This is a genomic window from Sphingobium phenoxybenzoativorans (assembly GCF_018286635.1).
Lineage (GTDB): Bacteria > Pseudomonadota > Alphaproteobacteria > Sphingomonadales > Sphingomonadaceae > Sphingobium > Sphingobium phenoxybenzoativorans.
Genome location: NZ_CP073910.1, coordinates 4,370,344 through 4,395,310, shown reverse-complemented (window position 1 = coordinate 4,395,310; position 24,967 = coordinate 4,370,344). Strand labels below are relative to the sequence as shown.

The window sequence follows — 24,967 nt, the reverse complement described above, 5'->3', positions numbered from 1 at the left end:
CGCAAATCATCGATACGGGGAGTAGCATCATGCATATTCGATCAGCATATTGGCTTGGCAGACCGAAACCGGGGGAGGAGGCCAAGTTGGCTGGAGCGATCGAAAATGAAATCGTGCCAGCTATGCGCTTGTTCCCGGGCGTTGCTTCGGTTCGCGCTATGTGGCCCGAAAGTTTTGAAGCAGATACGCCAAATCTATACTGTCAGGTTCTCGTCGAGTGTAAATCGAAAGAAGACTTGGAGACGATGATGGACTCTGAGGCGCGAACAAATTTGCGGCCAAGCGTACTGGCAGCCTTCGATATTTTTGATGGAACGGTCGGTCATATTGACTTTAGCGTCCGCTAGCGATCAAAACTATTTCTGGGACAATCAACTTAGCCGGCTGGGAGATTTCTAATTGCTCAGCTGCTTGCTGCGGGTGAATTTCGAAGCGGCTTCATCATGTTGATTTGTTGTGTTGTTATACTCTGACTGGGGCGGGCGCACCTCAGTCAGGTTGCTAAAAATATTTTGAGGATCATTTCACTCAAGTCTCAGGCGTGTCCGGATTTGGTTAAAGTCGCGCCGCTTGATTCTAGTCACAGAGCGGCCTCAGAAAGCGACATGAAACCACTCGTAGCGGCACATCGGACTTTGCCGATCAATCATTTTTATTGTCAGCCTGAAGGCTGCGGTCAGAAGATCATATAGGTAGTGCCGTCTTATATACTACTGGGCGAAGCGCAAAGCTGGTCGTCAACTGCGAGACACCCTCTATTCGGGTGAGCTTGTGGCGTAGAAAATTCTCGAACGCCTTTAGGTTCTCCACTATTAGTCGCAATTGATAATCGGCATCTCCACTCATCAGATAACATTCCATGACCTCCGGGAACTGAGCAACCGCTTCCTCGAAGATGGTGAGATGACGGTCATCCTGCTGGTCCAGCCGGACACGGACGAAGGCGGTGACACCCAACCCCAGTTGATCCGGGTCGACCAGCGCCACGTAGCGCGTGATCACTCCGTCCGCCTCGAGCTGCTTCAACCGCCGAAGGCAGGGACTCGGGGACAGACCGATCTTATCCGACAATTGCGAATTGGTCATTCGACCGTCCAATTGCAATTCAACCAGCATTTTCCGGTCGACGGCATCCAACGGTATTTCCGGCACTTTCCACCCCAATTCCGAATTACAAAGACATAATATGCCATTAGCATACGTATCGGCGCGTATATTAGCAAGGACTCTCCCTACCCTTCTGTTCTAAGCTCAGCGAACTGGCCCAGTAGGAAACCCAATGGCAGACACAATCGTCCAAGACCGCCCATCGCTCATCACCGCGCTAGAGCAGCTCGACACGCGCCTGCGCTGGCTCTCGTCCTGGATGGTCCACAACGCCAACCATCTCCGTCCCAAGACCGAAAATATGAAGGTGGGCGGCCATCAGGCGAGTTGCGCATCGATGACGGCGATCATGGCCGCGCTCTATTTCCATGCGCTGCGGCCGCAGGACAAGGTTGCGGTCAAACCCCATGCCGGACCGGTCCTCCACGCCATCCACTATCTGTTGGGGCAGCAGTCGCTCGACCGAATGCAGCGTTTCCGGGGGCTGGGCGGCGTGCAGAGCTATCCCAGCCGCACCAAGGACGCGATCCCGGTCGACTTCTCCACCGGCTCGGTTGGCCTCGGCGTTGCCGTCACTGCCTTTTCCAGCCTGGTGCAGGACTATCTGATCGCCCATGGCCAGGTGAAGGAGGAAAATGCCGGCCGCATGATCGCTTTGATGGGCGACGCGGAACTGGACGAGGGCAATATCTACGAATGCCTGATTGAAGGCTATAAGCACGACCTGCGCAACTGCTGGTGGATCGTCGATTACAACCGCCAGTCGCTCGACGCGACGACGGCCGATCGCATGTTCCGGCGCTTCGACGACATTTTCGAAACCTGCGGCTGGCGCGTCGTCACGCTTAAGTTCGGCAAGCTGCAGCAGGCGGCGTTCAAGCGTCCGGGTGGCAAGGCGATCGAACAATGGATCGATAGCTGCCCGAACGCGGACTATGCCGCGCTGACCTATCAGGGCGGCGGGGCCTGGCGCGAACGGCTGATGGCCGATCTGGGCGACAAGCCCAACGTCGCGAAGCTGATCGACAGCTATGACGACGACGCGCTGGCCGCGCTGATGACCAATCTGGGCGGCCATTGCATCGAGTCCCTGGTCGAGGCGTTCGACGGCGCGGATGACGACCGGCCGACCTTGTTCATCGCCTATACGGTCAAGGGGTTCGGCCTGCCGCTGGCCGGCCACAAGGACAATCATTCGGGCATGATGAACCCGGCCCAGATGGAGCAGTTCCGCGCCAGCCTTGGCGTGCCGGAGGGACAGGAGTGGGAGCGCTGGGGCGGCCTGGGCGACAATGCCGCGACCCAGTTGCAGGCGTTCGTCGATGCCAGCCCGATCGCGCGCAAGCTGGCAGAGCCGGAGGCGGAACTGGTTCCGGTGCCCGCTAATCTGTGCGCGCCCGATGGCGCCGAACAGTCGACCCAGGCCGCCTTCGGCCGCATCCTGCTGGACCTTGCCAAGTCGGGCGAGCCGCTGGCCGACCGGATCGTCACCACCGCGCCGGACGTCACCCAGACGACGAACCTGGGCGCCTTCGTCAACCAGCGCGGCCTGTTCCGGCGGCAGGAACTGGCGGACGTGTTCCACAAGGCGAAGATCCCTTCGGCGCAGAAATGGTCGCAGCATGCGGCCGGCCAGCACATCGAACTGGGCATCGCGGAGAATAATTTCTTCATCATGCTGGCATCGCTAGGGCTGGCGGCGCCGCATTTCGGGACGCGGCTGCTGCCCGTGGGCACGGTCTACGATCCGTTCATCTCGCGCGGGCTCGATGCGCTCAACTATGGATGTTATCAGAATGCCCGCTTCCTGCTGGTCGGCACGCCGTCCGGCCTGACGCTGGCGGCGGAGGGCGGCGCGCACCAGTCGATCAACACGCCGCTGATCGGCATGGGCCAGCCGGGCCTCACCTATTTCGAACCGGCCTATGCCGATGAGGCGACGGCGATGATGGCCTTCGCCTTCGACCATATGCAGCAGCCCGACGGCGGATCGGTCTATCTGCGGCTGTCGACCCGCGCCATTGCGCAGGTCAGGCGCGAGAATGACGACTGGAAGGCCGAAGCGCTCAAGGGCGGCTACTGGCTGCGCGCGCCGGCGCGGGGCGCCGAACTGGCGATCGTCTTCACCGGCGTGGTCGCGCCCGAGGCGCTGGCGGCATGGGAACAACTGGCGGAGGATGTTCCGGGGTTGGGCCTGCTCAACGTCACTTCGCCCGACCTGCTGCATCGCGACTGGTCGGCGCGCCGCGCTGCGCGCTGGACCGACGGATCGCCCCAGCCCTGCCATGCCGATACGCTGCTGTCCGCGCTGGCCCCCGGCGCCGGGCTGGTAACCGTGCTCGACGGATCACCTGGCGCCCTGTCCTGGCTGGGCGGGGTTAGAGGCATGCGCGTCAGCCCGCTGGGCACCGACCGTTTCGGCCAGACCGGCAGCCTGCCCGACCTCTATTGCACCTATCGTCTGGACAGCGACGCCATCGTCGAAGCCGCGGCCGAACTTTTCATGGGACACTGACATGGCAATCGAACTGAAGATGCCGGCGCTTTCGCCGACGATGGAAAAGGGCACGCTGGCCAAGTGGCTGGTGGCCGAGGGCGATCTGGTGAAGCCCGGCGACATGATTGCCGAGATCGAGACCGACAAGGCGACTATGGAATTCGAAGCGATCGACGAAGGCCGGATCGCCAGCTTGGTAATGGCCGAGGGCACGGCGGACGTCCCGGTCGGCACGGTGATCGCGACGCTGGCCGAAGAGGGCGAGGCGGCGGCCGCGATCGTCCCGGCCGCCGCCGAACCCGAAGTCGCGAAGGTGGCGGAACCCGTCGCCGACGCCCCGCCGGCCCGGGCGCCAGCCCCCGCCCCGCTCATCACGCCGCAACACGCGCCCGATGTTTCGGCACCGCGCGCGCGCCTGTCGCCGGCCGACAAGGTCCGCGTCAGCCCGCTGGCCCAGCGTATCGCGGAAGCGAAGGGCATTAGCCTGGCCGGCATCACCGGCACCGGCCCCAATGGCCGGATCGTCCGGGCGGATCTGGGCGTCGGCCCGCTGGTGGCGCCGGCCGCGCCCGCGCCTGTCGTCACGGTTGCGGCATCCGCTCCCGCCGCCGTGATCGCGCCACCGCCCGCCGGCGTTCCGGTCGTGACCGAAAAGCTCAGTTCCATGCGCCGCACGATCGCGCGGCGCCTGACGGAATCGAAGCAGACGGTGCCGCATTTCTACCTGACCGCGCGCTGCAACCTCGATCCGCTGCTCAAGCTGCGCGGCGAGCTGAACGCGGGCCTCGCGGCGCGCGGCGTCAAGCTCAGCGTCAACGACCTGCTGATCAAGGCAATGGCGCTGGCGCTGATCGAGGTGCCCGACGCAAACGTCCAGTTCGGCGGCGAAGAGCTGTACCGCTTCTCCCGCGTGGACATCTCGATGGCGGTCGCCATCGACGGCGGCCTGATCACGCCGATCATCAAGGATGCCGGCGCCCTTTCGGTCTCGGCGATCGCCACCGCCAGCAAGGCGCTGGCGGCCAAGGCCCGCGACGGCAAGCTGGCGCCCGAGGAGTATCAGGGCGGCACCGCCTCCATCTCCAATCTCGGCATGTTCGGCATCGACGAGATGTTCCCGGTCATCAACCCGCCGCAGGCGCTGATTCTGGGTATCGGCGCGGGCGTGGAACAGCCGTGGAAGGTCGATGGCCAGTTGGGCTTGGCCACCATCATGGCAGCCACCACCAGCTTCGATCACCGCGCGATCGACGGCGCGGTCGCGGCGCAGTTCATGGCTGCGTTCCGAGCTATTGTCGAACAGCCGATGTTGATCATCTGCTAAGCGCTATAAAAAGTGAAGTTTCGAGTTACCTAGCTAACGGGCACCCAGATCATTTCTGCGTAATTTGGTGGATTTCGGCGTCGAGTCATCTTTGGCTTTCTCAGCGCGTGGTACTGCCGATCTATGACAAACTGCTGCTAGGTGTTTGATCCCACGGTTTGATGATGTGATCCTTTCATTGGAATGGAAGGAAGCACTATGGGACAGGTACGTCACGGGAGCGCCACGACCACGCACGCCGTCCGAGCAGCAATACAGCGATCGCAGACTTCGCTCGCGACGCTGAGCCGGGAGCTGGGCATCAATCCCAAGACGGTGGTGAAGTGGCGCAAGCGGGCGACGGTCGAGGATCTGAAGACCGGGCCGGAGGCCTCTCATTCGACAACTATGACCGAAGTCGAGGAGGCGATGGTTGTCGCGTTCAGGCGGCACACTCTGCTGCCGCTCGACGATTGCCTGCTCACCAGCTTGCTGCTTGCGAACACGGAGTTTCGAGTGCTGGCCGCCTCGCCAATGGATTGTGAGCACGACGTCACGCACCTCATCGTCGACGTCCACGATGATGTCGGCGATTAACGCGCGCAGCATTTGTTGGCGGGCATGCATCGTCACGTCAGAAGCGTTCCAGGCCGCTGACAGGTTCTCCGCCATGTTGGCGAACGCGCCCGGATGGACCTCGATGGTCGCTAGATTTTCCGTGGGCCGGCGCGCCTGCAACTTGCGGAAGCGTTGCAGCGCGATTTTCCAGTTTTTCTCCAGCTGCGCGGCGATCAGTCGAATGTCAGAATCACAGGCAGCGTAGCGACGCTCGGCTAAATTGTCCTCGTAGCGCGCTTGCTGGAGTTCCAGGTCGAGGATCTGGCGCTGATCTTCTTGTCGTTCCCGGTGCATCCGCTCCGCCTCGGTCGCCAAAGGTTCTACCGCGCGCAGGCATCTGTAAACTGCGTGCCTATGTTCGAGTGGCACTAAGTGGGCCCATACTGGCACCAGCTAGCATCTAAAAAAGACATGGCTCTTCGCAAATAATGACGCCAGCCGACGCACCATGAAGTCGAGCGGAGGCGGAGACTAGAATGACACCAACAAAACTTCTTATCGGACAGATCCTCGTGGTACTCGCGATCATCGTTGCGAGCATCTGGATCGCGACGCAGTGGGCGGCGGCGCAACTGGCCTATCAGCCCGAACTCGGCCCCCCGTGGTTCGTGGCGTTCGGTCGGCCGATCTATCGCCCGTGGTCGATCTTCCCGTGGTGGTTCTCGTTCGACGCCTATGCGCCGATCATCTTTGACGAAGCCGGCGCGATCGCCGCGGCGGGCGGGTTCGTCGGCTGTGGCGCCGCGATCTTCGGATCGCTGTGGCGGGCGCGCCAGTCGAACAATCTCACCACCTATGGCTCGGCACGCTGGGCTAAACATCGTGATATCAGGGCCGCCAAGCTGCTCGACAGCCAAGGCGTCGCGCTCGGCCGGATCGGCGGCGACGATCTCCGCCACGACGGTCCCGAACATGTCATGGCCTTCGCGCCGACGCGGTCTGGCAAGGGCGTCGGCCTTGTTGTGCCGACCCTGCTCAGCTGGACCGGCTCGACCGTCGTTCACGACATCAAGGGCGAGAACTGGCAGCTGACCGCCGGCTGGCGCGCGCGCTTCTCGCACTGCCTGCTGTTCAACCCGACCGATGCCCGTTCGGCACGCTACAACCCACTGCTCGAAGTGCGGCGCGGCGTGAACGAAGTCCGCGACGTCCAAAACATCGCCGACATACTCGTCGACCCGGAAGGCGCTTTGGAACGCCGTAACCACTGGGAGAAGACGAGCCATTCGCTGCTGGTCGGTGCGATCCTCCATGTCCTCTACGCCGAGGAAGAGAAGACGCTCGCCCGCGTCGCGACCTTCCTGAGCGATCCGCAGAGGAGTTTCGTCGCGACGCTGCGCCGAATGATGGCGACCAATCATCTCGGCACCGACGACGCCCCGCTGGTCCACCCGGTCGTCGCTTCTGCCGCCCGCGAACTTCTCAACAAGAGTGAGAATGAACGCTCGGGCGTGCTGTCGACGGCGATGTCGTTCCTGGGCCTCTACCGCGATCCCACCGTCGCGGCCGTAACCGCCGCGTCCGACTGGCGCATCGTCGATCTCGTCGAAGCGGCGCATCCGGTCTCGCTCTATCTCGTTGTGCCGCCGTCCGACATCAGCCGCACCAAGCCGCTGGTTCGCCTGATCCTCAACCAGATCGGCCGCCGGTTGACCGAAGAACTGCACGGCACCGGCAAGGACGGCGAAGCCGCTGAGGGCCGGCACCGCCTCCTGATGATGCTAGACGAGTTCCCGGCGCTCGGCCGCCTCGACTTCTTCGAGACGAGCCTCGCCTTTCTCGCCGGTTATGGCGTGCGCGCTTTCCTGATCGCGCAGAGCCTCAACCAGATCGAGAAGGCGTATGGCGAGCACAACGCCATCCTCGACAATTGCCATGTCCGCATTGCGTTCGCGACGAACGACGAGCGAACCGCCAAGCGGATCTCGGATGCACTCGGCACCGCGACCGAGCAGCGCGCGATGCGCAATTATGCCGGGCATCGGCTCGCGCCTTGGCTCGCGCATGTCATGGTGAGCCGCCAAGAGACCGCCCGCGCTCTGCTGACGCCAGGCGAGGTGATGCAGCTCGCGCCCACGGACGAACTGGTGCTGATCTCGGGTCACCCGCCGATCCGCGCGAAGAAGCTGCGCTACTATGAGGACCGGCGCTACGCTGCGCGCGTCCTGCCCGCGCCCGAGCTGGATTCCGCAGGCTATCGGGACTTACCGGCTGCGCGCTCCGACGACTGGGCCGGTCAGGTGCGCGGCGCCGATATGCGCCTCGTCGGTCGCGCCGATAACGGAGAGGGTGCCGACGCTGGCGGCCTCGAACAGGCCCGTCATCCCGCTCATGAGATCGAGCCGACAATCGTGCTCGAACCGGACATCGCCGACCCGCTCGGGCTCGGCGAGGATGACGGCGACCAGGCGGCCGAGCGCCGGGCAATGGACCGCGTCCAGCAACTCGCAACTGCCCGCACGGTCTATGGCCTCGATGCCGCCTCGGGTCGTCCCGACGATCTGCAGCTGGGGTTCTGACCGATGGAAAAGGTCCGCCACCAGCTGTTCCTGTCCAAGCCGCTGTCCGAGCGGCTCGAAGCGCTCGCCGCGAAGCCCGGCGCCAGCAAATCGGCGATCCTCGTCGATGCCGTCACTGCCTGGCTCAACCGTCGGGGCGCATCGGAACTGGAGGATCGGTTCGCGATCCGGCTCGACCGGCTGACCCAGGCGATCGGCCGGGTCGATCGCGATACCTATGTCGTTCTCGAGACACTGGCGCTGTTCATCCGGTTCGAACTCGCGATCCAGACACCGCTTGCCGAAAACGACCAGGCCGGCCGGGCGCTCGGCGCCAAGCGCTTCGAAGCCTTCGTGACGCAGGTCGGTCGGCAGGTATCGACGGGGCGGCGCACGCTCGGCGCGCCCACACCCTCCTCGAAGCCGGAGGATGGCGAATGACCGCCAGCTTGTCCGCCGAACGCCGTCGTCGCATGCTGATCACGGCGCTCGGGACCGACATCGCCGCAGCTATGCGCGATCCGCTGGTCATCGAGATCATGGTCAATCCCGACGGCGCGCTGCGGCTCGACCGCCTCGGCGAAGGCCGCACCGATACCGAGATCCATATCGAGCCCGAACAGGTCGAGCGGATCATCCGGCTGGTGGCGAGCCACGCGCGTGCCGAAGTCCACGCCGAACATCCGATCATCTCCGCGGAGCTGCCGCCGCATATCGAAGGTCGTGCCGGTGAGCGGTTCGAAGGCGTGCTGCCGCCGGTCTCGGCTGCGCCGTGCTTTTCGATCCGCAAGCCGGCCACGAGGCTCCATACACTGGATGACTATATCGCCGATGGGTTGATGTCGGAGACGCAGGCCGACGCTCTGCGCGCGGCGGTCACCCAACGCTATAATATCCTCGTCGCCGGCGGAACCAGCTCGGGCAAGACCACGCTCGCCAACGCGCTGCTGGCCGAGATGGCCTGGGTCGACAGCCGCGTCATCCTGATCGAGGACACACGCGAGCTGCAATGTCCCCTGCCTGACACGGTGGCGCTGCGCACCCGCCCGCCACATGTGTCGATGACCGAGCTGGTACGCTCCACCATGCGCCTTCGCCCCGATCGCATCGTGGTCGGCGAGGTCCGCGGTCCCGAAGCGCTCGACATGCTGAAGGCGTGGAACACCGGCCATCCTGGCGGGATCGCCACGGTTCATGCCAACAGCGCGATCGCGGCGCTCTACCGCATCGAACAGCTCGTGCAGGAGGCGGTGGTCACCGTGCCGCGCCAGCTGATCGCCGAGGCCATCGACATCGTCGTCTTCATTTCCGGGCGCGGCGTCGACCGCCGTGTCTCGACCATCGCGCGCGTCGCCGGGCTCGACCCGGACACCGGCGCCTACGCGCTCGCCGACCTCATCAAGCCCAACCTCAAGGAGATCTGACCCATGATGCGCACCCTCAATCGCCTGCCGATCAACCGACACCTGCTTGCAGGTGCCACCATCGGCCTCGCGCTCACCTTCGCTACGCAAGTCCAAGCGGCCGGCTCTGGCATGCCGTGGGAGCAGCCGCTCCAGCAGGTACTGGAGTCCGTGCAAGGTCCGGTGGCCAAGATCGTGGCCGTGATCATCATCATCGTGACCGGCCTGACCCTCGCATTCGGCGAGACCGCCGGCGGGTTTCGGCGCCTGATCCAGATCGTGTTCGGCCTGTCGATAGCGTTCGCCGCGTCGAGCTTCTTCCTGTCCTTCTTCAGCTTCGGCGGCGGGGCGCTGATCTCGTGATCAGTGGCGGCCAGCATATCGACGGCTTCGAAGTGCCGATCCACGGGTCGCTCGGTTCGCCGCTGCTGCTCGGCGGTGCGCCGCGTGGATTGGCGATCGTCAATGGAACGCTGGCCGCCGCTGTCGGGCTCGGCCTTCAGCAATGGGTGGCCGGGGTGCTGCTCTGGGCGGTCGGCCACAGCATCGCCGTGATGGCCGCTCGCCGTGATCCCAGCTTCGCGCCGGTCCTCCTCCGTCACATTTGCCAAAAGGGATATTTCGCATGCTGAGCCTGCGCGAATATCGGCCGTCCGCCGAACGCCTCGCCGATCATTTGCCCTGGGCGGCGCTGGTCGCGCCCGGCGTGGTGCTCAACAAGGACGGCAGCTTCCTGCGGGTGCTGGCGTTCCGCGGTCCCGATCTCGAATCAGCGACCGAAGCCGAGCTGGTCGGCGCCTGCGCGCGGGCGAACAATGCGCTCAAGCGGTTCGGCAGCGGCTGGGCGCTGTTCTTCGACGCCGAAAGGCGCGAGGCAATGGCCTATCCCGACAGCGACTTTCCCGACGCTGCAAGCTGGCTGGTCGATAGCGAGCGGCAGGCCGCGTTCGAGGCCGAAGGCGCGCATTTCGAGAGCCGCTATCACCTGACCCTGACCTGGCTGCCGCCGGCCGACACGACCGATCGCGCGGGCCGCAGCCTCGTCGACCGTCCGGACGGTGACCGGGAACGCGACTGGCGCGGTGCGCTGGAGAGCTTCGTCGCCGAGACCGACCGCGTGCTCGACCTGCTGTCCGGCTTCATGGCCGATGTCCGCCCGCTGGGCGACAGCGAGACGCTGACCTTCCTCCACGGCACGATCTCCGATCGCCGCCATCCCGTCACCGCGCCCGAGACGCCGATGTATCTCGACGGCATCTTGGCCGATACGCCGCTGGTCGGCGGGCTGGAGCCGAAGCTCGGCGAGCTGCATGTCCGCACGCTAACCGTGCTCGGCTTCCCGAGCCTCAGCCGGCCGGGCATCCTCGACGCGCTCAATCACCAGGATTTCGGCTACCGCTGGGTCACGCGCTTCATCGCGCTCGACAAGACGCTGGCGACCAAGACACTGACCTCGCTTCGGCGCCAGTGGTTCAACAAGCGCAAGTCGGTGACCGCGCTGCTGCGTGAGGTGCTCTACAATTCGCCGGCGCAACTGCTCGACAGCGATGCCGACAACAAGGTGGTCGATGCCGACCAAGCGCTGCAGGTACTCGGCGGCGATCATGTCGCATTCGGCTATCTGACCGCGACAATCACGGTGACGGATCGCAGTCGGGCGGCGGTCGAAGACAAGGTCCGCGCGGTCGAACGCATCGTCAACGGCCTCGGCTTCACAGCCAAGCGCGAGACGGTCAACGCGGTCGAGGCCTGGCTCTCGTCGCTGCCGGGCCATGTCTATGCCAATGTCCGGCAACCGCTGGTGCATACGCTCAACCTCGCGCATTTGATGCCGCTGTCGTCGGTATGGGCGGGGCCAGCGCGCAACGGCCATCTCGACGGCTCGCCGCTGCTGGTCGCGAAGACCGCCGGCTCGACGCCGTTCCGGCTCTCCACCCATGTCGGCGATGTCGGGCACATGATGGTCGTGGGACCAACCGGCGCCGGCAAGTCGGTGCTGCTGAGTCTGATCGCGCTCCAGTTCCGCCGCTACCCGGGCGCGCAGGTCTATATCTTCGACAAGGGCAACTCGGCCCGCGCCGCGGTCCTGGCGATGGGCGGCGCACACCATGCGCTCGGCGACGCTGACACCGATGGCGCTAGCCTCGCGTTCCAGCCGCTAGCGAACATCGACCAGGCCGCCGAGCGGAGCTGGGCATCGGACTGGGTCGCCGCGCTGCTTGCGCACGAAGGCGTGACCGTCACCCCCGAGGTCAAGGATGCGGTGTGGACCGCGCTCGGCAGCCTCGCATCGGCACCGCGCGAGGAAAGGACCATGACCGGGCTCGCGCTGCTGCTCCAATCGAACGCTCTGCGCGTGGCGCTACAGCCCTACACGCTCGAAGGACCGCACGGCCGGCTGCTCGATGCCGCCGAACAGCAACTCGCGCTCGCCGATGTCCAGTGCTTCGAGACCGAAGCGTTGATGGGCCAGACCGGCGCGGTAGCGCCTGTGCTGACTTATCTCTTCCACCGGCTGGAAGAGCGGTTCGACGGGCGGCCGACCCTGCTCATCCTCGACGAAGCCTGGATTTTTCTCGACCACCCGCTGTTCGCCGCGCGCATCCGCGAATGGCTGAAGGTGCTACGCAAGAAGAATGTCGCGGTGCTGTTCGCAACGCAAAGCCTAGCCGACATCGCCGGCTCGGCGATCGCACCGGCCATCATCGAGAGCTGTCCGCAGCGCATCCTGCTGCCCAACGATCGCGCGATCGAGCCGCAGGGGCACGATATCTATGCGCGTTTCGGTCTGAACGACCGGCAGATCGAGCTGATCGCGCGGGCTACGCCAAAGCGCCATTATTACCTCCAGTCCGCGCGCGGCAATCGGCTGTTCGAGCTGGGCCTTGGCCCCATCGCTCTGGCGCTGTGCGGTTCGTCGGACCCGGCCGCGCAGGCCCGCATCGATGCGGCGATCGCCGAGCACGGCCGCGACCGCTTCGCCGAGGCCTTCCTGCGTGATGCCGGCCTCGACTGGGCGGCCGATCTCGCCGCCGATTTTCCCGGTCCTCCAGACCCCCAAGCCCCCCAAGAAGGAGAAGAATGATGCGCATCCCCACCAGACAGCAATTGATCGCGGCCGCGCTCGGCCTCGGCGCGTGCGGTTCGCTCGGCATGGGCGTGATGACGATGACGGCGACGCCGGCCCACGCGCAGTTCGGCGGGATCGTGTTCGATCCCAGCAACTATGCGCAGAATATCCTGACGGCCGCGCGCACCTTGCAAAGCGTCAACCAGCAGATCCAGCAGCTGCAGAACGAGGCGCAGATGCTGGTCAACATGGGCAAGAACCTGACCCGCATCGACTTCCCGCAGCTCGATGCCTTGAAGCAGAAGCTTGCCGAGATCGATCGGTTGATGGGTCGGGCACAGGCGATCGACTTCAAGGTCTCCCAGCTCGACGACAAATTCGCCAACCTGTTTCCGCAGGACTTCTCGTCGGTCCTGCGCACCGATGCTCGCGTTCGTGATGCCCGCGCGCGCCTCGACGCCAGCATGGGCGCGTTCCGCCAGACCATGACCGTGCAAGCGCAGGTCGTCGAGAACATCCAGTCCGACACCCAGGCGCTCGCCGATATCGTCGCGCGCAGTCAGGGCGCGGAAGGCTCGCTCCAAGTCAGCCAAGCGACCAACCAGCTTCTCGCGCTCACCGCCAAGCAACAGTTCCAGCTCCAGCATATGATGGCGGCGCAGTTCCGTAGCGAGGCGGTCGAACAGGCGCGCCGCGCGACGCAGGCGGCGGAAGCCCGCGCGGCGACCAAGAAGTTCCTCGGCTCCGGATCGGCCTACACGCCGCGATAGCCCCTCGCGGTCCCGAGCCGATCCGGAAAAGCGGTCGGCGGTGCGCCCCTCAATGCCGCCGATCGCCGTCGCGGGGCGCAGCCCGCTCCCCCGCTGCGCCCCGCGACATCTTCACGTTCCAGCAGGAAGATCCGCCCTTGAACGACCTCAATGTCATCGACCGCTTCCTGCAGGCGTTCATCACCTACATCGACAGCGGATTCGGGCTGCTCGGGCCGGACGTCGGCTTCCTGACCTCGACGCTGATCGGCATCGACATCACGCTCGCCGGTCTGTTCTGGGCGATGGGCGGCGAGGACAATGTCATCGGACGTTTCCTCCGCAAGATCCTCTATATCGGCGCGTTCGCGTTCATCCTGAACAGCTTCTCGACGCTCGCCGACATCATATTTCGCTCGTTCGCGCAGGCCGGCCTGACGGCAGGCGGCGGAGCCATGACGGCCGCCGATCTCCTCAAGCCCGGTCGTTTGGCCGGCACAGGCTTCTCGGCGGCGTGGCCGCTGCTCGAACAGGCCAGCGATATGGTCGGGTTCACGACCTTCTTCGACAATTTCCTGACGATCATGGTGCTACTGTTCGCGTGGGCGCTGGTGATCGTCGCCTTCTTCGTCCTCGCGGTGCAGATGTTCGTCTGCATCCTCGAGTTCAAACTCACCAGCCTCGCCGGCTTCATCCTCGTGCCGTTCGCCCTGTGGAACCGCACCAGCTTCCTTGCTGAGCGCGTGCTCGGCAACGTGGTCAGCTCCGGCATCAAGGTGATGGTGCTCGCCGTGATCGTCGGGATCGGCTCCAACTTCTTCACCGAGTTCACCGACGCGCTCCAGGGGCAGGAACCCGATATCGGTCAGGCCATGAGCCTTGTGCTCGCCAGCCTGTCGCTGTTCGGGCTCGGCATCTTCGGTCCGTCGATCGCATCCGGGCTCGTCTCCGGCGCACCGCAACTCGGCGCCGGAGCGGCACTCGGCACAACGCTTGGCGCGGCCGGTGTGACGATGCTCGCAGGCGGCGCTGCCGTCGGCGGAGCGCGCGCGCTCGGCGGCGCAGCGCTGGGTGCGGTTCGCTCCGGCACTGCGATGGGTTCGGCGGCATCGACGGCCTACAGCCTCGGTAAGGAAACCGCGGCCACGCCCTCGGTGGGCGCCGGTTTCGGTGGCGTGGCGCGCGCTGCGGGAAATGCCGCGCGGTCGCGCGTGAGTAGCGCGCTTGGTTTGAGCGAAGCCGCAGCCGGCGGGCGGCAAGCGGCGTGGAATGCACTCAACCAGAACTCTCCGTCGTCGTCGGGTGGACCGGGCGGCGGCGGGGAGACGAGCGGCACGCCCGCCTGGGCGCGCGCGATGCGCGAGCAGCAGACCAGCCGGCACCACCGCCAGGTCGCGATCCAAGCTCTCCAGCAAGGCGACCGTGGCGGTGCCTCCGCCACTCCCGATATCAAGGAAAGGAACGATTGAGCCATGTTCTTCAAGCGAAGTGCGCAGCGCTACGGGCGCACGCCACCCCCGGAAATCCCATACCAGCGCGCGGGGCAACTCTGGGATGAGCGGATCGGCTCGGCCCGGGTGCAGGCGCGCAACTGGCGGCTGATGGCGTTCGGATGCCTGGTCCTGACAGCGGGGACGTCCGCTGGTCTCGCATGGCAATCGCTGCAAAGTCGGGTGACACCCTACGTCGTGGAGGTTGACCGGCTCGGCGAGGCGCGCGCGGTGCAGGCGGCCGATGTCGCCTATCAGCCAACCGATCCGCAGGTCGCGTGGCACCTGTCGCACTTCATCACCAATATCCGATCGGTGTCGCTCGATCCGGTGCTGATGCGGCGAGATTGGCTGGAAGCTTACGACTTCGCCACCAAGCGCGGCGCGCAGTTCCTCGGCGAATATGCCCGATCGGCATCGCCCTTCGCCAATGTCGGCGAGCGCACGGTGTCGGTGCAGGTCACTAGCGTCGTGCGAGCGTCGGACAAGTCGTTCCAGGTTAAGTGGACGGAGACGGCTTTCGAACGCGGATCGCAGGCTGGGACCAGCCGCTGGACCGCCATCCTCACGACCGTCACGCGCCCGCCGGCTTCAGCCGATGTGCTGCGCAAGAACCCGCTCGGCATCTACGTCGATGCGATCGACTGGAGCCGCGAACTCGACACCGTTTCGCCTCCGCCGGCGGCAACCAAGCCGGCACCGCAACCAGAGCCGAACCTTCCGCTCGGGTCGCCGCTCGATCCCACGCTGAGCAGCCAGTCGGACGCACCAAGCCCGTCCAATTCGCAGGAGAAGAACCCATGAAGGCCATCATTCTGCCGGCGGTCGCCGGAATGCTCCTCGCGTGCCCTGCGCTCGCGCAGGAGCGCCCTGTGTCATCGCTCAAGGCCGTCCGCTCGGCGACACGCAACGCCACGATCGAGCCGGCGCCGACCGGGTTCGTCAGCGGGGCGCAGGTCTATCCGTTCAGCGAGGGCACGATCTTCCAGGTCTATGCCGCGCCCGGGTTGGTCACCGACATCATGCTCCAGCCCGGCGAGAACCTCGTCGCGGTTGCAAGCGGCGATACCGCTCGCTGGGTGATCGGCGATACGACCAGCGGTGCCGGTGAAGGCAAGCAGACGCATGTGCTGGTGAAGCCGTTCTCGGCAGGCCTGCTCACCAACATCGTCATCACGACCGACAGGCGCGCCTACCATATTCGGTTGGTCAGTACCTCGGCGACGGCCCTGTCTTCGATGCGGTGGACCTATCCGCAAGACGAGTTGCTGGCACTACGGCGGAAGACGGAAGCCGCCCAGGCCGTCGCGCCGGTGGCGACAGGTCTTGCGATCGAGCAGATGCATTTCAACTACGCAATCAGCGGCGACCGCCCCGCGTGGCGTCCGCTGCGCGTGTTTGACGATGGAGCGAAGACCTATGTCGAGTTTCCCGCGTCGCTCGCCAACGGTGAGGCACCACCGCTGTTCCTCGTCGGTGCGGACGGCAAGGCGGAGTTGGTCAACTATCGGCTGCGTGATCGTTTCTACATCGTCGACCGCATCTTCGACGCCGCCGAATTGCGGCTCGGTTTGAAGAAACAACAGATCGTTCGCATCGACCGTGTTTCGCGCCCGGCGAAGCGGAGGGGCGCATGACCGACAGGCTCGCCACCGACCCGCCGATCGCGGCGCCCCAGACCCGTCCGGCAAAGCTCGATCCCGAAACGCTGAGCATCCGCTCGCGACCTGCACGAGCGATCCGCTTCCGTCGCGGCGTCATCATCGGCGTGGCGGCGCTTGGCTCGGCCAGCTTGATGGGCATCGCCTGGATGGCGTTGAAGCCACAGGTGTTCCGCCAGGTCGCCCAGGAAAGCGAGCTGTCTCAGCCAATGGCGAAGCCGGTTTCGGATGCGCTGTCGGGATTGCCGACCAGCTATGGTGATGCGCCCCGGCTCGGCCCGCCATTGCCGGGCGATCTCGGTCGCCCGATCCTGCGCGCCCAGCAACAGGCAGAAGCGACGGACGCGCCCGCGCGGGTGAATACCACTGAAGCCGCACGGCAGCAGCGGCTTGCAGACCTCAAGGCCGCGAGAGAGTCCGGGCTGATGGCGCAGACTACGACCAGCCGGGGTGCGGTGGCGCCGACAGCAGCCGATGGCGCCATTGCTTCGCCCGAGGCGCCAGCCGCAGGTTTGCCCCCGACCGGCACCCGCAAAGAACAGTTCGCCTCGACCCGCGACTCAGGCGGCGATCTCAACTCGGGTGGGCTGGTCGCGCCCGTATCGCCCAACAGCCTGCTCGCCGGAAGCGTCATCGCGGCGAGCCTCATCACCGGGCTCAATTCCGACCTGCCGGGCATGGTCACCGCACAGGTGACGCAGAACGTGTTCGATACGGTCACAGGGAATATCTTGCTCGTGCCGCAGGGTGCCCGCCTGATCGGCAAATATGATAGCGTCGTCGCGTTCGGGCAGCGTCGGGCACTGGTCATCTGGCAGCGATTGATCCTGCCCGATGGCAGCGCGGTGCGGCTCGATAACATGCCGGCGACCGACGCCGGCGGCTATGCCGGTCTCTCCGACAAGGTGGATTTCCATACTTGGACGCTGCTCAAGGGTGTCGCGATCGCAACGTTACTGGGAGTCGGTTCCGAGGTGACGATCAGTGGCGAGAATGACCTCGTGCAGGCCATCCGCCAGTCCGCGCAGACAAATACGGCGCGTGCTGGCGACCAGATTACGCAGCGGAATCTCGACATCCAACCGACGATCACGATCCGCCCCGGCGCGCCTGTGCGCGTACTGGTGACCCGCGATCTCATACTTGCGCCGTGGCGCGGGAAGGCAGGCTGAGATGCCCGACCTCAAGCTTGGCAAATTGCCCGACCGGACACCGGTCAAGCTCACGATCACGATCACGCCTGATTTGCAGGCAGCATTGCAGGCATATGCTGCGGAATACGCGAAGGCCTATGGCGTAGAAGAGCCTGTCGCCGAACTGATTCCGGCGATGCTCGCAACGTTCTTGGAAAGCGACCGTGCTTTTGCGCGGAGGCGGTCGGCACCGAAATGACCCGGCCACCCATCAAGGCGACTCGGACGTCTGAATCTTCCGTCAGCGTGCGGTCGATCGAACGAATCACCGTCCGTGTGCCTCGCGCTGCCGAACTGCTCGGCATCGGTCGCACCAAACTCTACGAACTGATCACCGACGGGGAGATCGATGTGGTGAAGCTTGGGCGCGCGACCTTGATCACCATGCGCAGCATCGAGGCGCTGATCGATCGACATAAGGTTAGCGCAGCCAATGCTTCTACCGCGCGGCGGCGTGGGCGGCCGCGCACATCCTTTGTTGGCCTACGCAGCTGACCTGCCTCAATCGGGTGGGCCAATCCCGCTGACGGTGCGAATGTCGTCGAGGTGGAGCTGGGTGAAACGAAGCCGGACTGGTTCACCAGCCAGGATAATGTCGATTTCGGGCGACGTTGCAGCCGCGATCAGGCTGCGGAGTTCGGGATCGCTCATGGGGTTGGCGTGGCGCCATTTTGCTGCGCAGACCGGACACATCGCGAGATGAGTTTCGGCGTGCTCTGTCGTCATGCCGTTGAGCAGTTCCGAGGCTTCGAAATAGGGTGATCCGTCGGGGAGTGCGAACGGCATCTTCTTCTGGCACCCTTGGCAGATCATATCGCCGAGCGGCGTCGTATAATGATCTTCGAGATAACTGCGCGCAGTCGCTCGGCTCTCGTTGTTGCTCGTGCGGACGCTGCGTTCCCTTACCTCATAGGTCTTCGCCGGCGCATGCTGGGCCCGCGCGGCCAGGCGTGCGGCGCGTCGGTCGGGGTCGCGCGCTTCGCGCTCGGGAAACTCTACCTGTTCATAGGCGCGGGCGTCGAGCTTGCGCGCGATGTCCTCGTTAAGCGCCGCCAGCACATCGGCCGGCAAACCGTCAAGTTTTTCCACGAGGTCGGCATTGAGGCCGATCAGCTCGCCGGCCTTGATGCGCGCCTTATGCTGGTCGCTGCGTTTGCGCTGTTCCTCGCCGAAACCGATCGCCTGTAGCCAGGCGTCATTTCCGCCGACGCTGTACCCTGCTCCAAGCTCGGCGGACGTGATAGTGCGGGGTTGGCGCAAGGTGCCGTCCTTGGCGGGAATCCAGGCGGTGTCGCGTAGCGCGATCGCGAGGGTCGATGGCCGTTGGACCGCGGAGCGGGACTGGCTCGGGGAGTAGCTGGCGAACATGATCGAGGGCTGGTGCGCTCTCACGGCATCCCAAATCAGACGGGAGATCGCGGGGTCGCTGCGTTCGAGCAGGGCGTCGATCGCGTTGATCTTATAGTCGACATCGGTGCCGGTGCCCATGTGCCGTGCCGACCCGAAGCCATGTTTCAGCTCGCTGTGATACGGATGGGTATAGGGGATCTTCGTATAGACCACCGAGAGCCCGTCCTCCACGCCGCATTCGGTCAGGAAGTCGACCAGATCCTTCCGCTTGAGCTTATCATAGCCGTCCCAGAGCGCGACGCGATCACGGCCCTCGACGGTACCATCATAGACCTTATCCAGGGCGGACTGGAGGTAGGGCGCGCTGAAATAGACCGCGTCGGCGTCGTGATAGTCAGCATTTGGCCCAGCTCGTACGATCGCCTTGCCCGCAAACAGGCTGGCATCGTTGTGGTCCTTCCACCAGCGGATGAATCTGCGCATATGCTGTAGGTGCCGTTCGCGGTTGGGCCGAGGGCCGTCGCCGGAATATTGGGTGCGGACGATCGCCTGCAGATAGGCTTTTTCGTCGACGTCCTTGACCCCGACCCGGCGCAGGAACTGCTCGACGTCTTTGCCTCGTCCTCGACCCGAGCGAATCAGACTACTTTTGACGAGATAGAGATCGCACTGGCCAGCCTCGGGGTCGAGCGCGCTATCGGCGGGTGCGAGCACGGCAGCACCTGGGGTGGCTCGTCTTCCATCTTCGAGGCGAACAAAGAAGAGATTGCCGACCGAGGCGGAACGCTTTTGCGTTTTGAAAGCCGTGTCCAGCGCCAAGTACAAGCGCTGCGTGCCATCATCCGGGAGACCGTCGAACCAGCCGAGCGCTGCCTTGCGCGCGTCAACCTCTGACTGATACCAGAGCTTGGTGTTGGCGAACGCTCGCTGAGCCGCGCTGAAAAACTCCGAATAGCTCCATTCCTCGATCTTGAGCATGGTGAGGAAAGACTCGGTCCGGCTGTTGCGCAGGCCGGTGACGATCCAGCTTCGGCTCGCTTTACCGCCGAAGCGATCCAATCCCTCGTCGCCGAGAAGTTCGCGCAATTCGGCCGGCCCGCGGACCGCGTTGCCAGCGGTCACGTATGAGCCAGCATGCGACGGGATCAGCGGTTCGGCGGTGAAACGCTTCGCGATGATCGAACGGATCGGCGCGAAGATCGCCGGCAGCTCATCGCCGGTATTGGGGAGAAGCTCCATCACCCCGCGTTTCAGCATCCCCCGATCGCGCAGATCGGGAAGCGTATCGGCGACTAGGTTGCCGAGCGTTTCGATCAGCTCGGCATTCCACGCATCGTCGAGCTTGATGTTCGCGCGATTGTCGGTGAGCTGGAAAGGCCCGTGGATCAGGAAATGCAGGCCGGTGATCTCCTGGGTCTCGAAGAAGACCATCAGCCTGGTCGGCGCTTCCTCAGCGACGAGCTCGCCGCCATCGTTCATGCGGAGCGCGGCTTTCACCTCATATTGCTTGCGCTGCTCGTGTTGCTCGACGGATCGCGACAGGATGAGGAAGCGCTCACGATGCGACGTGCCATCGGGAAGCACTGATCGGATCGAGCGGATGCCGTCGGAATTGTCGGTCACGTCGGCGCGACCTGTACGATCGCCATCGACCCATTCCAGCCGCTTGATATTCTGAAGGAACAGCAAGGACCGCGGCCCGGACGCGGCGAGTCCGTCGCGCGCACGTTCGAGCGTGATCTCGGCCTTGTCCGGCCTGAGCGGCAGGACGATCCGCGTCGTCGGGTCGCGATGCTCGGAGGCGACAAGGCGCGGCACCACGAGGTTCTCGATAGCGAACGCGAGCGGTGTGCCCTCGGTATGCGAGTGCACCTCAGGCCTTTCGGTGATCACATAGACGGATTTGAAGCCGATGCCGAAGCACCCGATTTTGTGGCTATCGTCGAGCTTCGTCGTGTTACCGATTCCGGTGATGCCTTCGATATCATCACGATCGAACGGACGGCCGTCATGCTCGAACTGGATGCGATCGGGATCGAGCGAGAAGCGCACCCAGGTCGCGCCTGCATCTTCGGCATTCTGCAGAAGTTCGAAGATGAAGTGGCTTGGATCGGCATATTTCTCGACGGTCGCGTTCCAGATGCCGCGGTCGAAATTATTCTCGTGACTGGCGTCGACCCAGCGTTGTCGCTTGGCGCGAAGAGCGTCGAGCCAGACGTCGAAGGGCACTTCCATGATCAATGCTCCACGCGAAGGATGCCGGCCGCCACGCGGCGGGGGAGGATGTCGGCGCGGCGTTCGGCCGCTGCGAGATTGTCGAGCGCTTCGCGGTGATCGGCGCTAGCGCGCGCAAGCTGGCCGAGGCGCATACGGCGGATGCGATCCTCGGAGACCAGCCGCAATTGCTCTTCTAGAATGGCGATCCGGGCGTTGTGGCTGGCTTCAAGGCTGTCGCGGCGGAAACGCGCGATCTCGCCGGCCTCGGCGATATGGGCGGCGCGACGGCTGGTCCAAAGTTCATGGTGCCAGCCTTCCAATCCTTCGATCACGGCAGCACCCGGCAAGCCGACATCGCTGGTATCCCTGGCCGTGGCGAAGACGTCTGTGAACGCCGCGCTGACGATCGGGTCTTCGACGACCGACACCAGCATGGCATCCTCGCGCAGGCCCCGCATCTGCCACTGGTAGATGGCAAACGGGTGATCACCGGGCGGAAGCGTCGGGTCGGTGACCTTCAAGGTAACCTGAATCTCTTCGTCGCGGGCAAACGACCGGGCGGCAGCTTGGGTCAGGGGATGAACCGGCGTGATGAAGGCCAGGCTGCGATCGGCGTTGGCGGTGTCCCGATCGAACGTCAGCGCCAGGGTCTGCTGGTCTCCGCGCAGCCAGCTTTCCCATTCCCGTTCGGCCAGATTGAGGCGCGTCCCGCGCCCACGGGCCGGAACCAGCCGTCGCCGTGCGTCGGCGGAGAGCCGCAGGCTCTTGACCGGCCCTTGGCCGCTGATCGGGTTGCGGCCGACTTCGAGTTCGCGCTCGAGATGCAGTCCGACCAGCCGCTCGAGCGCGCCCGGCTCCAGCCATTGGCTTGACGCCTGCGCGATCTCGTCGTCGATCCGGTTGCGCTCGATGCGCACGCCGAACAGCTCGGCCTCGCGCTCCTCGAGCGCATCGGCTTCGATGACCTGGCGGATTTCGTTGTCGGCCAGCTGCTGGAGCCGGGCGCCGCGTTCCTCGTCGGTCAGCGTGAAATCATCCGCCACCGCCTGGAGCGCGCCGGCGATCTCGCCCAGGATCGCCTCACCGCCGCCGATCGCGCGTTCGAACACACCGATCCGCAGAAGGCAGCGGTTGAAGATGTCGAAGTCGACCGTGCCCGGCGTCACGAAATTGTAGATCGCAACCGTCTGGCTAGCCTGCCCATAGCGGTCGATGCGACCGATCCGCTGCTCGATGCGCATCGGGTTCCAGGGGATGTCATAGTTGACCAGCGCATCGCAGAACTGGAAATCAAGACCTTCCGAGCCGACTTCCGAGGACAGCAGCACGTCGATCGCGTGAGGATCCTCGGGCGGCAGCGCGAACGCCTTGCGCAAGGAACGACGATCCTCATCTGCGACGCCGCCATGGATGAGTCCGACACGAACGCCATTCGCGCGCAGCGCTGTTTCGAGATAGGCCAGCGTGTGCCGGAACGAACTGAACAGCAGAAGCCGGCGATTTGGCATCTCGGCCTTCTGGCTGATGATCTCGATGAGGCGGGTGAGTTTGGGATCGTCCGCCGGCAGCGCCCCCGCGCGCTCGACGATCGCGGCGATTTCGCCCCGGATCGCGTCGACTGCCGTCTCGGTCTCAAGCGGATCGCCGCCGATCTCGACCATCTCGAGGTCGGTCAGCCGCCGCGACAGGATCGAATCCAGGAATGGCAGGAGGCCATGAAGCGAACTCGAAGCCTGGCGTCGGATCGTGGTCATCAGGAAGCCCAGCGGCCCGGCACCGTGGGTCCGCAGGTAGATTGCTCGCTGAAGGGACAAGAGGTCATCGTGGATGGCGCGTTGCTCGGGCGTGAAGGGCACCTCGATCGTCCGTGCCTTGCGGCTCGTGAAGTTGCCGATGTCGCGGCGCCGCGTGCGGCTGATCATCGACGCAAAGCTGTGCAGGCCTTCTGCCGGGCGGATCAGCCGGACGCGATCATCGTCGGTCTCCGCCGCTGCGGTCGCGGCCAGCAGATTGCGAAACTCCGGCGAAGGCGCGAGCATGGCGCGACCCCAGTCGGTGGCGGCGGCTTCCAGAAAGTGGCCTCGTGCAGCGGCCTGCCAGCCATCTGAAGCGCCGCGGATGGCCGCGATCGCTGCGTTGATCGCCTCGTTCGGTTCGGCCATGCGCTCGAATGTCGGCCGGTCGATAACGAGATCGGGGCGGAGGAGATTGAGCAGGGAGAAGAGATCTCCTGTGCCCAGTTGCACCGGCGTGGCGGTAATCAGCACCACCGCTTCGGCATTGTCGGCGAGCAGCCGCAACCCTTGATGCAGGCTGGTGTCGCTGTTGCGAGCATTATGGGCTTCGTCGACGATCAACAGATCGAATCGCGGCGGCGTATCGAGCGTGCTGAGACCCGGACCGCGCCCGCCGCCGCGCTGGCCGAAGCCCTGCAGCAGATTATCGTTGACCAGCGAGAAGGGCAGGATGGCGCGCGAGAAGCGGTCGGGCCATTCGCCTTCGATATCGGTCTGGTCGAGACAGTAGCGCAGGTCGTCGCTGGCCAGCGTCACAAATTCCTCGTCGAAGCGGCGCATTTCGCGGTGCCACTTCTCTTCCACGACGAGTGCCTTCGAGCAGACGATAAGGACTGATCGCAGCGGGCGGCGCGCCTGCAATTCGCGTAGCAGCAGACCGGCTTCAATCGTCTTGCCGACGCCGACCTCATCGGCGACCAGCATGCGCGGGCGATCAGCTCGCACGAACTTCAGCACCGGCCGAAACTGGTAGGGGATGAAGTCAATGCGCCCAGCCTGCAGCGAATAAAGGTTGGCGATGCTGGGTTCGGACAATTGCAGCGCAGTGAGCCGCGCGCTGAACTCGTCGAGCGTTGCATGCACCGCCCCCGGCGCGAGATCCGCTGCGACGACCTGGCTGAGATACCAAGTTTCGAGCCGACCATCGATGAAGACGCTGAGTCGGGTTTCGCGATTGCTGGGCGTGATGCCGGTGATTACGCCGATCCGTGAAGGATCGGACCGGAGCGCGACGGTAGCGCCGATCGCGAAATTCGGTTGCGGGGCCGCCTGAACCGAAGCCACGCGGGTCGAGATGATCTCACGGACCTTGCGCTCAAGCGCCGTCACGTCGACGCCGTGCGCTTGGGCGGCGGTGACGATCTCGTCATCGCTCGCCTCGAGGATGCCTTCGGCGATCAGGGCGAGAAGCTGGTCGGGGTCGCGGGGCGTCGTCATAGTGTCCATCCAGGGTTGAATTGGTCGTGCAAGGTACGGATCATTCGGCGTCGGGCCGTGTCATATTGCGTCTCGTCGATGCCGAGTTCGGCGCGCACGTCTTTGCGACTGGTTTGCGCGAGGATGTGTTCGAAGATGCCGAGGCCATCCGGATCGTCGTCGAGCGCCTTGCGCATGCGGTCGCGCAGGTCGGCAAAATCGTGATTCAAGGTGATTACGTTCTCGTCGCGAACGATATCGGCATCCTCGAGAAGCGGTTCGCGTTGGTCCTCATGGCGCCACTGGCTGGCGATGCTGCGCATCACCTGTGACAGAAACGCGGACAGCGCGACGTCGGCGGGCCATGGGCGGGCGCCCGATAGGACGCGCGCAAGCGCTTCGTTGAGAAGCTCGGCCGCCTCGCGGCGCGGACAACCGCTGATCCAGGCTTGCGCGAGCGCGGCGAGACGCAGATGATCGGCTTGGCGCAACCGGCTCAACAGCCGGGCTACCTCCTCGATCGATAGCGTTTCAAACCCGTCCGACATGTCGCAGATCGTCTCCTCTCCCCACATTGCGGAGATGGAGAGAAAAACGGG

20 protein-coding genes and 1 pseudogene are annotated in these 24,967 nt (G+C 64.6%); 17 read left to right on the top strand and 4 right to left on the bottom strand.

All coding sequences use genetic code 11. The annotated features are described in order from the left end of the window. Positions 1–86: 86 nt before the first annotated feature. Complete coding sequence (locus KFK14_RS21865; RefSeq protein WP_212609109.1) at positions 87–347, top strand: hypothetical protein; 261 nt, start codon at positions 87–89, stop codon at positions 345–347. A 337-nt stretch (positions 348–684) separates the two neighbouring features. On the opposite strand, the gene KFK14_RS21860 is transcribed toward KFK14_RS21865, so the two are convergent. Further along, the gene (locus tag KFK14_RS21860; RefSeq protein WP_246524733.1) at positions 685–1,137 is read right to left on the bottom strand and encodes an Lrp/AsnC family transcriptional regulator; all 453 of its coding nucleotides are present in this window, start codon (positions 1,135–1,137) and stop codon (positions 685–687) included. Positions 1,138–1,279: 142 nt separating this feature from the next. Here KFK14_RS21860 and KFK14_RS21855 point away from each other — a divergent pair, with 142 nt between their 5' ends. The 16 genes and pseudogenes from KFK14_RS21855 to KFK14_RS21780 all read left to right on the top strand — a co-directional run bounded on the left by KFK14_RS21855 (position 1,280) and on the right by KFK14_RS21780 (position 18,084). Next, positions 1,280–3,622, top strand: coding sequence for a transketolase (locus tag KFK14_RS21855; RefSeq protein WP_212609107.1), 2,343 nt, complete (start codon positions 1,280–1,282; stop codon positions 3,620–3,622). 1 nt (position 3,623) lies between these two features. Then, complete coding sequence (locus tag KFK14_RS21850; protein ID WP_212609106.1) at positions 3,624–4,928, top strand: pyruvate dehydrogenase complex dihydrolipoamide acetyltransferase; 1,305 nt, start codon at positions 3,624–3,626, stop codon at positions 4,926–4,928. A 198-nt stretch (positions 4,929–5,126) separates the two neighbouring features. Further along, positions 5,127–5,387, top strand: a pseudogene (locus KFK14_RS24145) (transposase); the annotation flags it as partial. A 614-nt stretch (positions 5,388–6,001) separates the two neighbouring features. Next, positions 6,002–8,044 carry a conjugal transfer protein TraG gene (locus KFK14_RS21840; RefSeq protein ID WP_212609104.1) on the top strand — a complete coding sequence of 681 codons (2,043 nt, stop codon included), beginning with the start codon at positions 6,002–6,004 and terminating at the stop codon, positions 8,042–8,044. Positions 8,045–8,047: 3 nt separating this feature from the next. After that, the gene (locus KFK14_RS21835) at positions 8,048–8,464 is read left to right on the top strand and encodes a CopG family transcriptional regulator (RefSeq protein WP_212609103.1); all 417 of its coding nucleotides are present in this window, start codon (positions 8,048–8,050) and stop codon (positions 8,462–8,464) included. After that, entirely contained in the window at positions 8,461–9,447 is a 987-nt protein-coding gene (trbB, locus tag KFK14_RS21830) for a P-type conjugative transfer ATPase TrbB (RefSeq protein WP_212609102.1), read from the top strand. Before KFK14_RS21835 ends, trbB begins: the two co-directional genes overlap by 4 nt. Before the next feature lie 3 nt (positions 9,448–9,450). Continuing rightward, entirely contained in the window at positions 9,451–9,789 is a 339-nt protein-coding gene (locus KFK14_RS21825; protein ID WP_212609101.1) for a TrbC/VirB2 family type IV secretion system protein, read from the top strand. Continuing rightward, positions 9,786–10,058: a VirB3 family type IV secretion system protein gene (locus tag KFK14_RS21820; protein ID WP_212609100.1), complete on the top strand. Its 273-nt coding sequence runs from the start codon at positions 9,786–9,788 to the stop codon at positions 10,056–10,058. Before KFK14_RS21825 ends, KFK14_RS21820 begins: the two co-directional genes overlap by 4 nt. Next, positions 10,052–12,511, top strand: a complete 2,460-nt coding sequence (gene trbE, locus KFK14_RS21815; RefSeq protein ID WP_212609099.1) for a conjugal transfer protein TrbE — start codon at positions 10,052–10,054, stop codon at positions 12,509–12,511. The genes KFK14_RS21820 and trbE overlap by 7 nt, the downstream gene beginning before the upstream one ends. Further along, positions 12,511–13,266: a P-type conjugative transfer protein TrbJ gene (gene trbJ, locus KFK14_RS21810; RefSeq protein WP_212611260.1), complete on the top strand. Its 756-nt coding sequence runs from the start codon at positions 12,511–12,513 to the stop codon at positions 13,264–13,266. Before trbE ends, trbJ begins: the two co-directional genes overlap by 1 nt. Before the next feature lie 137 nt (positions 13,267–13,403). Then, complete coding sequence (trbL, locus tag KFK14_RS21805; protein WP_212609098.1) at positions 13,404–14,714, top strand: P-type conjugative transfer protein TrbL; 1,311 nt, start codon at positions 13,404–13,406, stop codon at positions 14,712–14,714. A 3-nt stretch (positions 14,715–14,717) separates the two neighbouring features. After that, on the top strand, positions 14,718–15,539 hold the full coding sequence (trbF, locus tag KFK14_RS21800) for a conjugal transfer protein TrbF (RefSeq protein ID WP_212609097.1): 822 nt from the start codon (positions 14,718–14,720) through the stop codon (positions 15,537–15,539). Next, positions 15,536–16,372 carry a P-type conjugative transfer protein TrbG gene (trbG, locus tag KFK14_RS21795; RefSeq protein ID WP_212609096.1) on the top strand — a complete coding sequence of 279 codons (837 nt, stop codon included), beginning with the start codon at positions 15,536–15,538 and terminating at the stop codon, positions 16,370–16,372. Before trbF ends, trbG begins: the two co-directional genes overlap by 4 nt. Beyond that, complete coding sequence (locus KFK14_RS21790) at positions 16,369–17,568, top strand: TraB/TrbI/VirB10 family type IV secretion system protein (RefSeq protein ID WP_212609095.1); 1,200 nt, start codon at positions 16,369–16,371, stop codon at positions 17,566–17,568. Before trbG ends, KFK14_RS21790 begins: the two co-directional genes overlap by 4 nt. Before the next feature lies 1 nt (position 17,569). Next, a complete protein-coding gene (locus tag KFK14_RS21785) occupies positions 17,570–17,788 on the top strand; it encodes a DUF2274 domain-containing protein (RefSeq protein WP_212609094.1) in 219 nt (72 codons plus the stop codon). After that, on the top strand, positions 17,785–18,084 hold the full coding sequence (locus tag KFK14_RS21780; RefSeq protein ID WP_212609093.1) for a helix-turn-helix domain-containing protein: 300 nt from the start codon (positions 17,785–17,787) through the stop codon (positions 18,082–18,084). Before KFK14_RS21785 ends, KFK14_RS21780 begins: the two co-directional genes overlap by 4 nt. Before the next feature lie 6 nt (positions 18,085–18,090). On the opposite strand, the gene KFK14_RS21775 is transcribed toward KFK14_RS21780, so the two are convergent. From KFK14_RS21775 to KFK14_RS21765, 3 genes are read right to left on the bottom strand one after another with little or no spacing between them, the layout of a single operon-like run. After that, the gene (locus KFK14_RS21775) at positions 18,091–21,174 is read right to left on the bottom strand and encodes a sacsin N-terminal ATP-binding-like domain-containing protein (RefSeq protein WP_212609092.1); all 3,084 of its coding nucleotides are present in this window, start codon (positions 21,172–21,174) and stop codon (positions 18,091–18,093) included. Positions 21,175–21,176: 2 nt separating this feature from the next. Beyond that, entirely contained in the window at positions 21,177–24,389 is a 3,213-nt protein-coding gene (locus tag KFK14_RS21770; protein ID WP_212609091.1) for a DEAD/DEAH box helicase, read from the bottom strand. Next, positions 24,386–24,916, bottom strand: a complete 531-nt coding sequence (locus KFK14_RS21765; protein ID WP_212609090.1) for a DUF3435 domain-containing protein — start codon at positions 24,914–24,916, stop codon at positions 24,386–24,388. The genes KFK14_RS21770 and KFK14_RS21765 overlap by 4 nt, the downstream gene beginning before the upstream one ends. Positions 24,917–24,967: the final 51 nt, after the last annotated feature.

Bases quoted from the DNA above. Each gene is read 5' to 3' on its own strand.
- KFK14_RS21855 (WP_212609107.1), top strand. From the start codon at position 1,280: ATGGCAGACACAATCGTCCAAGACCGCCCATCGCTCATCACCGCGCTA.
- KFK14_RS21850 (WP_212609106.1), top strand. From the start codon at position 3,624: ATGGCAATCGAACTGAAGATGCCGGCGCTTTCGCCGACGATGGAAAAG.
- KFK14_RS21840 (WP_212609104.1), top strand. From the start codon at position 6,002: ATGACACCAACAAAACTTCTTATCGGACAGATCCTCGTGGTACTCGCG.
- KFK14_RS21835 (WP_212609103.1), top strand. From the start codon at position 8,048: ATGGAAAAGGTCCGCCACCAGCTGTTCCTGTCCAAGCCGCTGTCCGAG.
- trbB (WP_212609102.1), top strand. From the start codon at position 8,461: ATGACCGCCAGCTTGTCCGCCGAACGCCGTCGTCGCATGCTGATCACG.
- KFK14_RS21825 (WP_212609101.1), top strand. From the start codon at position 9,451: ATGATGCGCACCCTCAATCGCCTGCCGATCAACCGACACCTGCTTGCA.
- trbE (WP_212609099.1), top strand. From the start codon at position 10,052: ATGCTGAGCCTGCGCGAATATCGGCCGTCCGCCGAACGCCTCGCCGAT.
- trbJ (WP_212611260.1), top strand. From the start codon at position 12,511: ATGCGCATCCCCACCAGACAGCAATTGATCGCGGCCGCGCTCGGCCTC.
- trbF (WP_212609097.1), top strand. From the start codon at position 14,718: ATGTTCTTCAAGCGAAGTGCGCAGCGCTACGGGCGCACGCCACCCCCG.
- trbG (WP_212609096.1), top strand. From the start codon at position 15,536: ATGAAGGCCATCATTCTGCCGGCGGTCGCCGGAATGCTCCTCGCGTGC.
- KFK14_RS21790 (WP_212609095.1), top strand. From the start codon at position 16,369: ATGACCGACAGGCTCGCCACCGACCCGCCGATCGCGGCGCCCCAGACC.
- KFK14_RS21785 (WP_212609094.1), top strand. From the start codon at position 17,570: ATGCCCGACCTCAAGCTTGGCAAATTGCCCGACCGGACACCGGTCAAG.
- KFK14_RS21780 (WP_212609093.1), top strand. From the start codon at position 17,785: ATGACCCGGCCACCCATCAAGGCGACTCGGACGTCTGAATCTTCCGTC.
- KFK14_RS21775 (WP_212609092.1), bottom strand. From the start codon at position 21,174: ATGGAAGTGCCCTTCGACGTCTGGCTCGACGCTCTTCGCGCCAAGCGA.
- KFK14_RS21770 (WP_212609091.1), bottom strand. From the start codon at position 24,389: ATGACGACGCCCCGCGACCCCGACCAGCTTCTCGCCCTGATCGCCGAA.
- KFK14_RS21765 (WP_212609090.1), bottom strand. From the start codon at position 24,916: ATGTCGGACGGGTTTGAAACGCTATCGATCGAGGAGGTAGCCCGGCTG.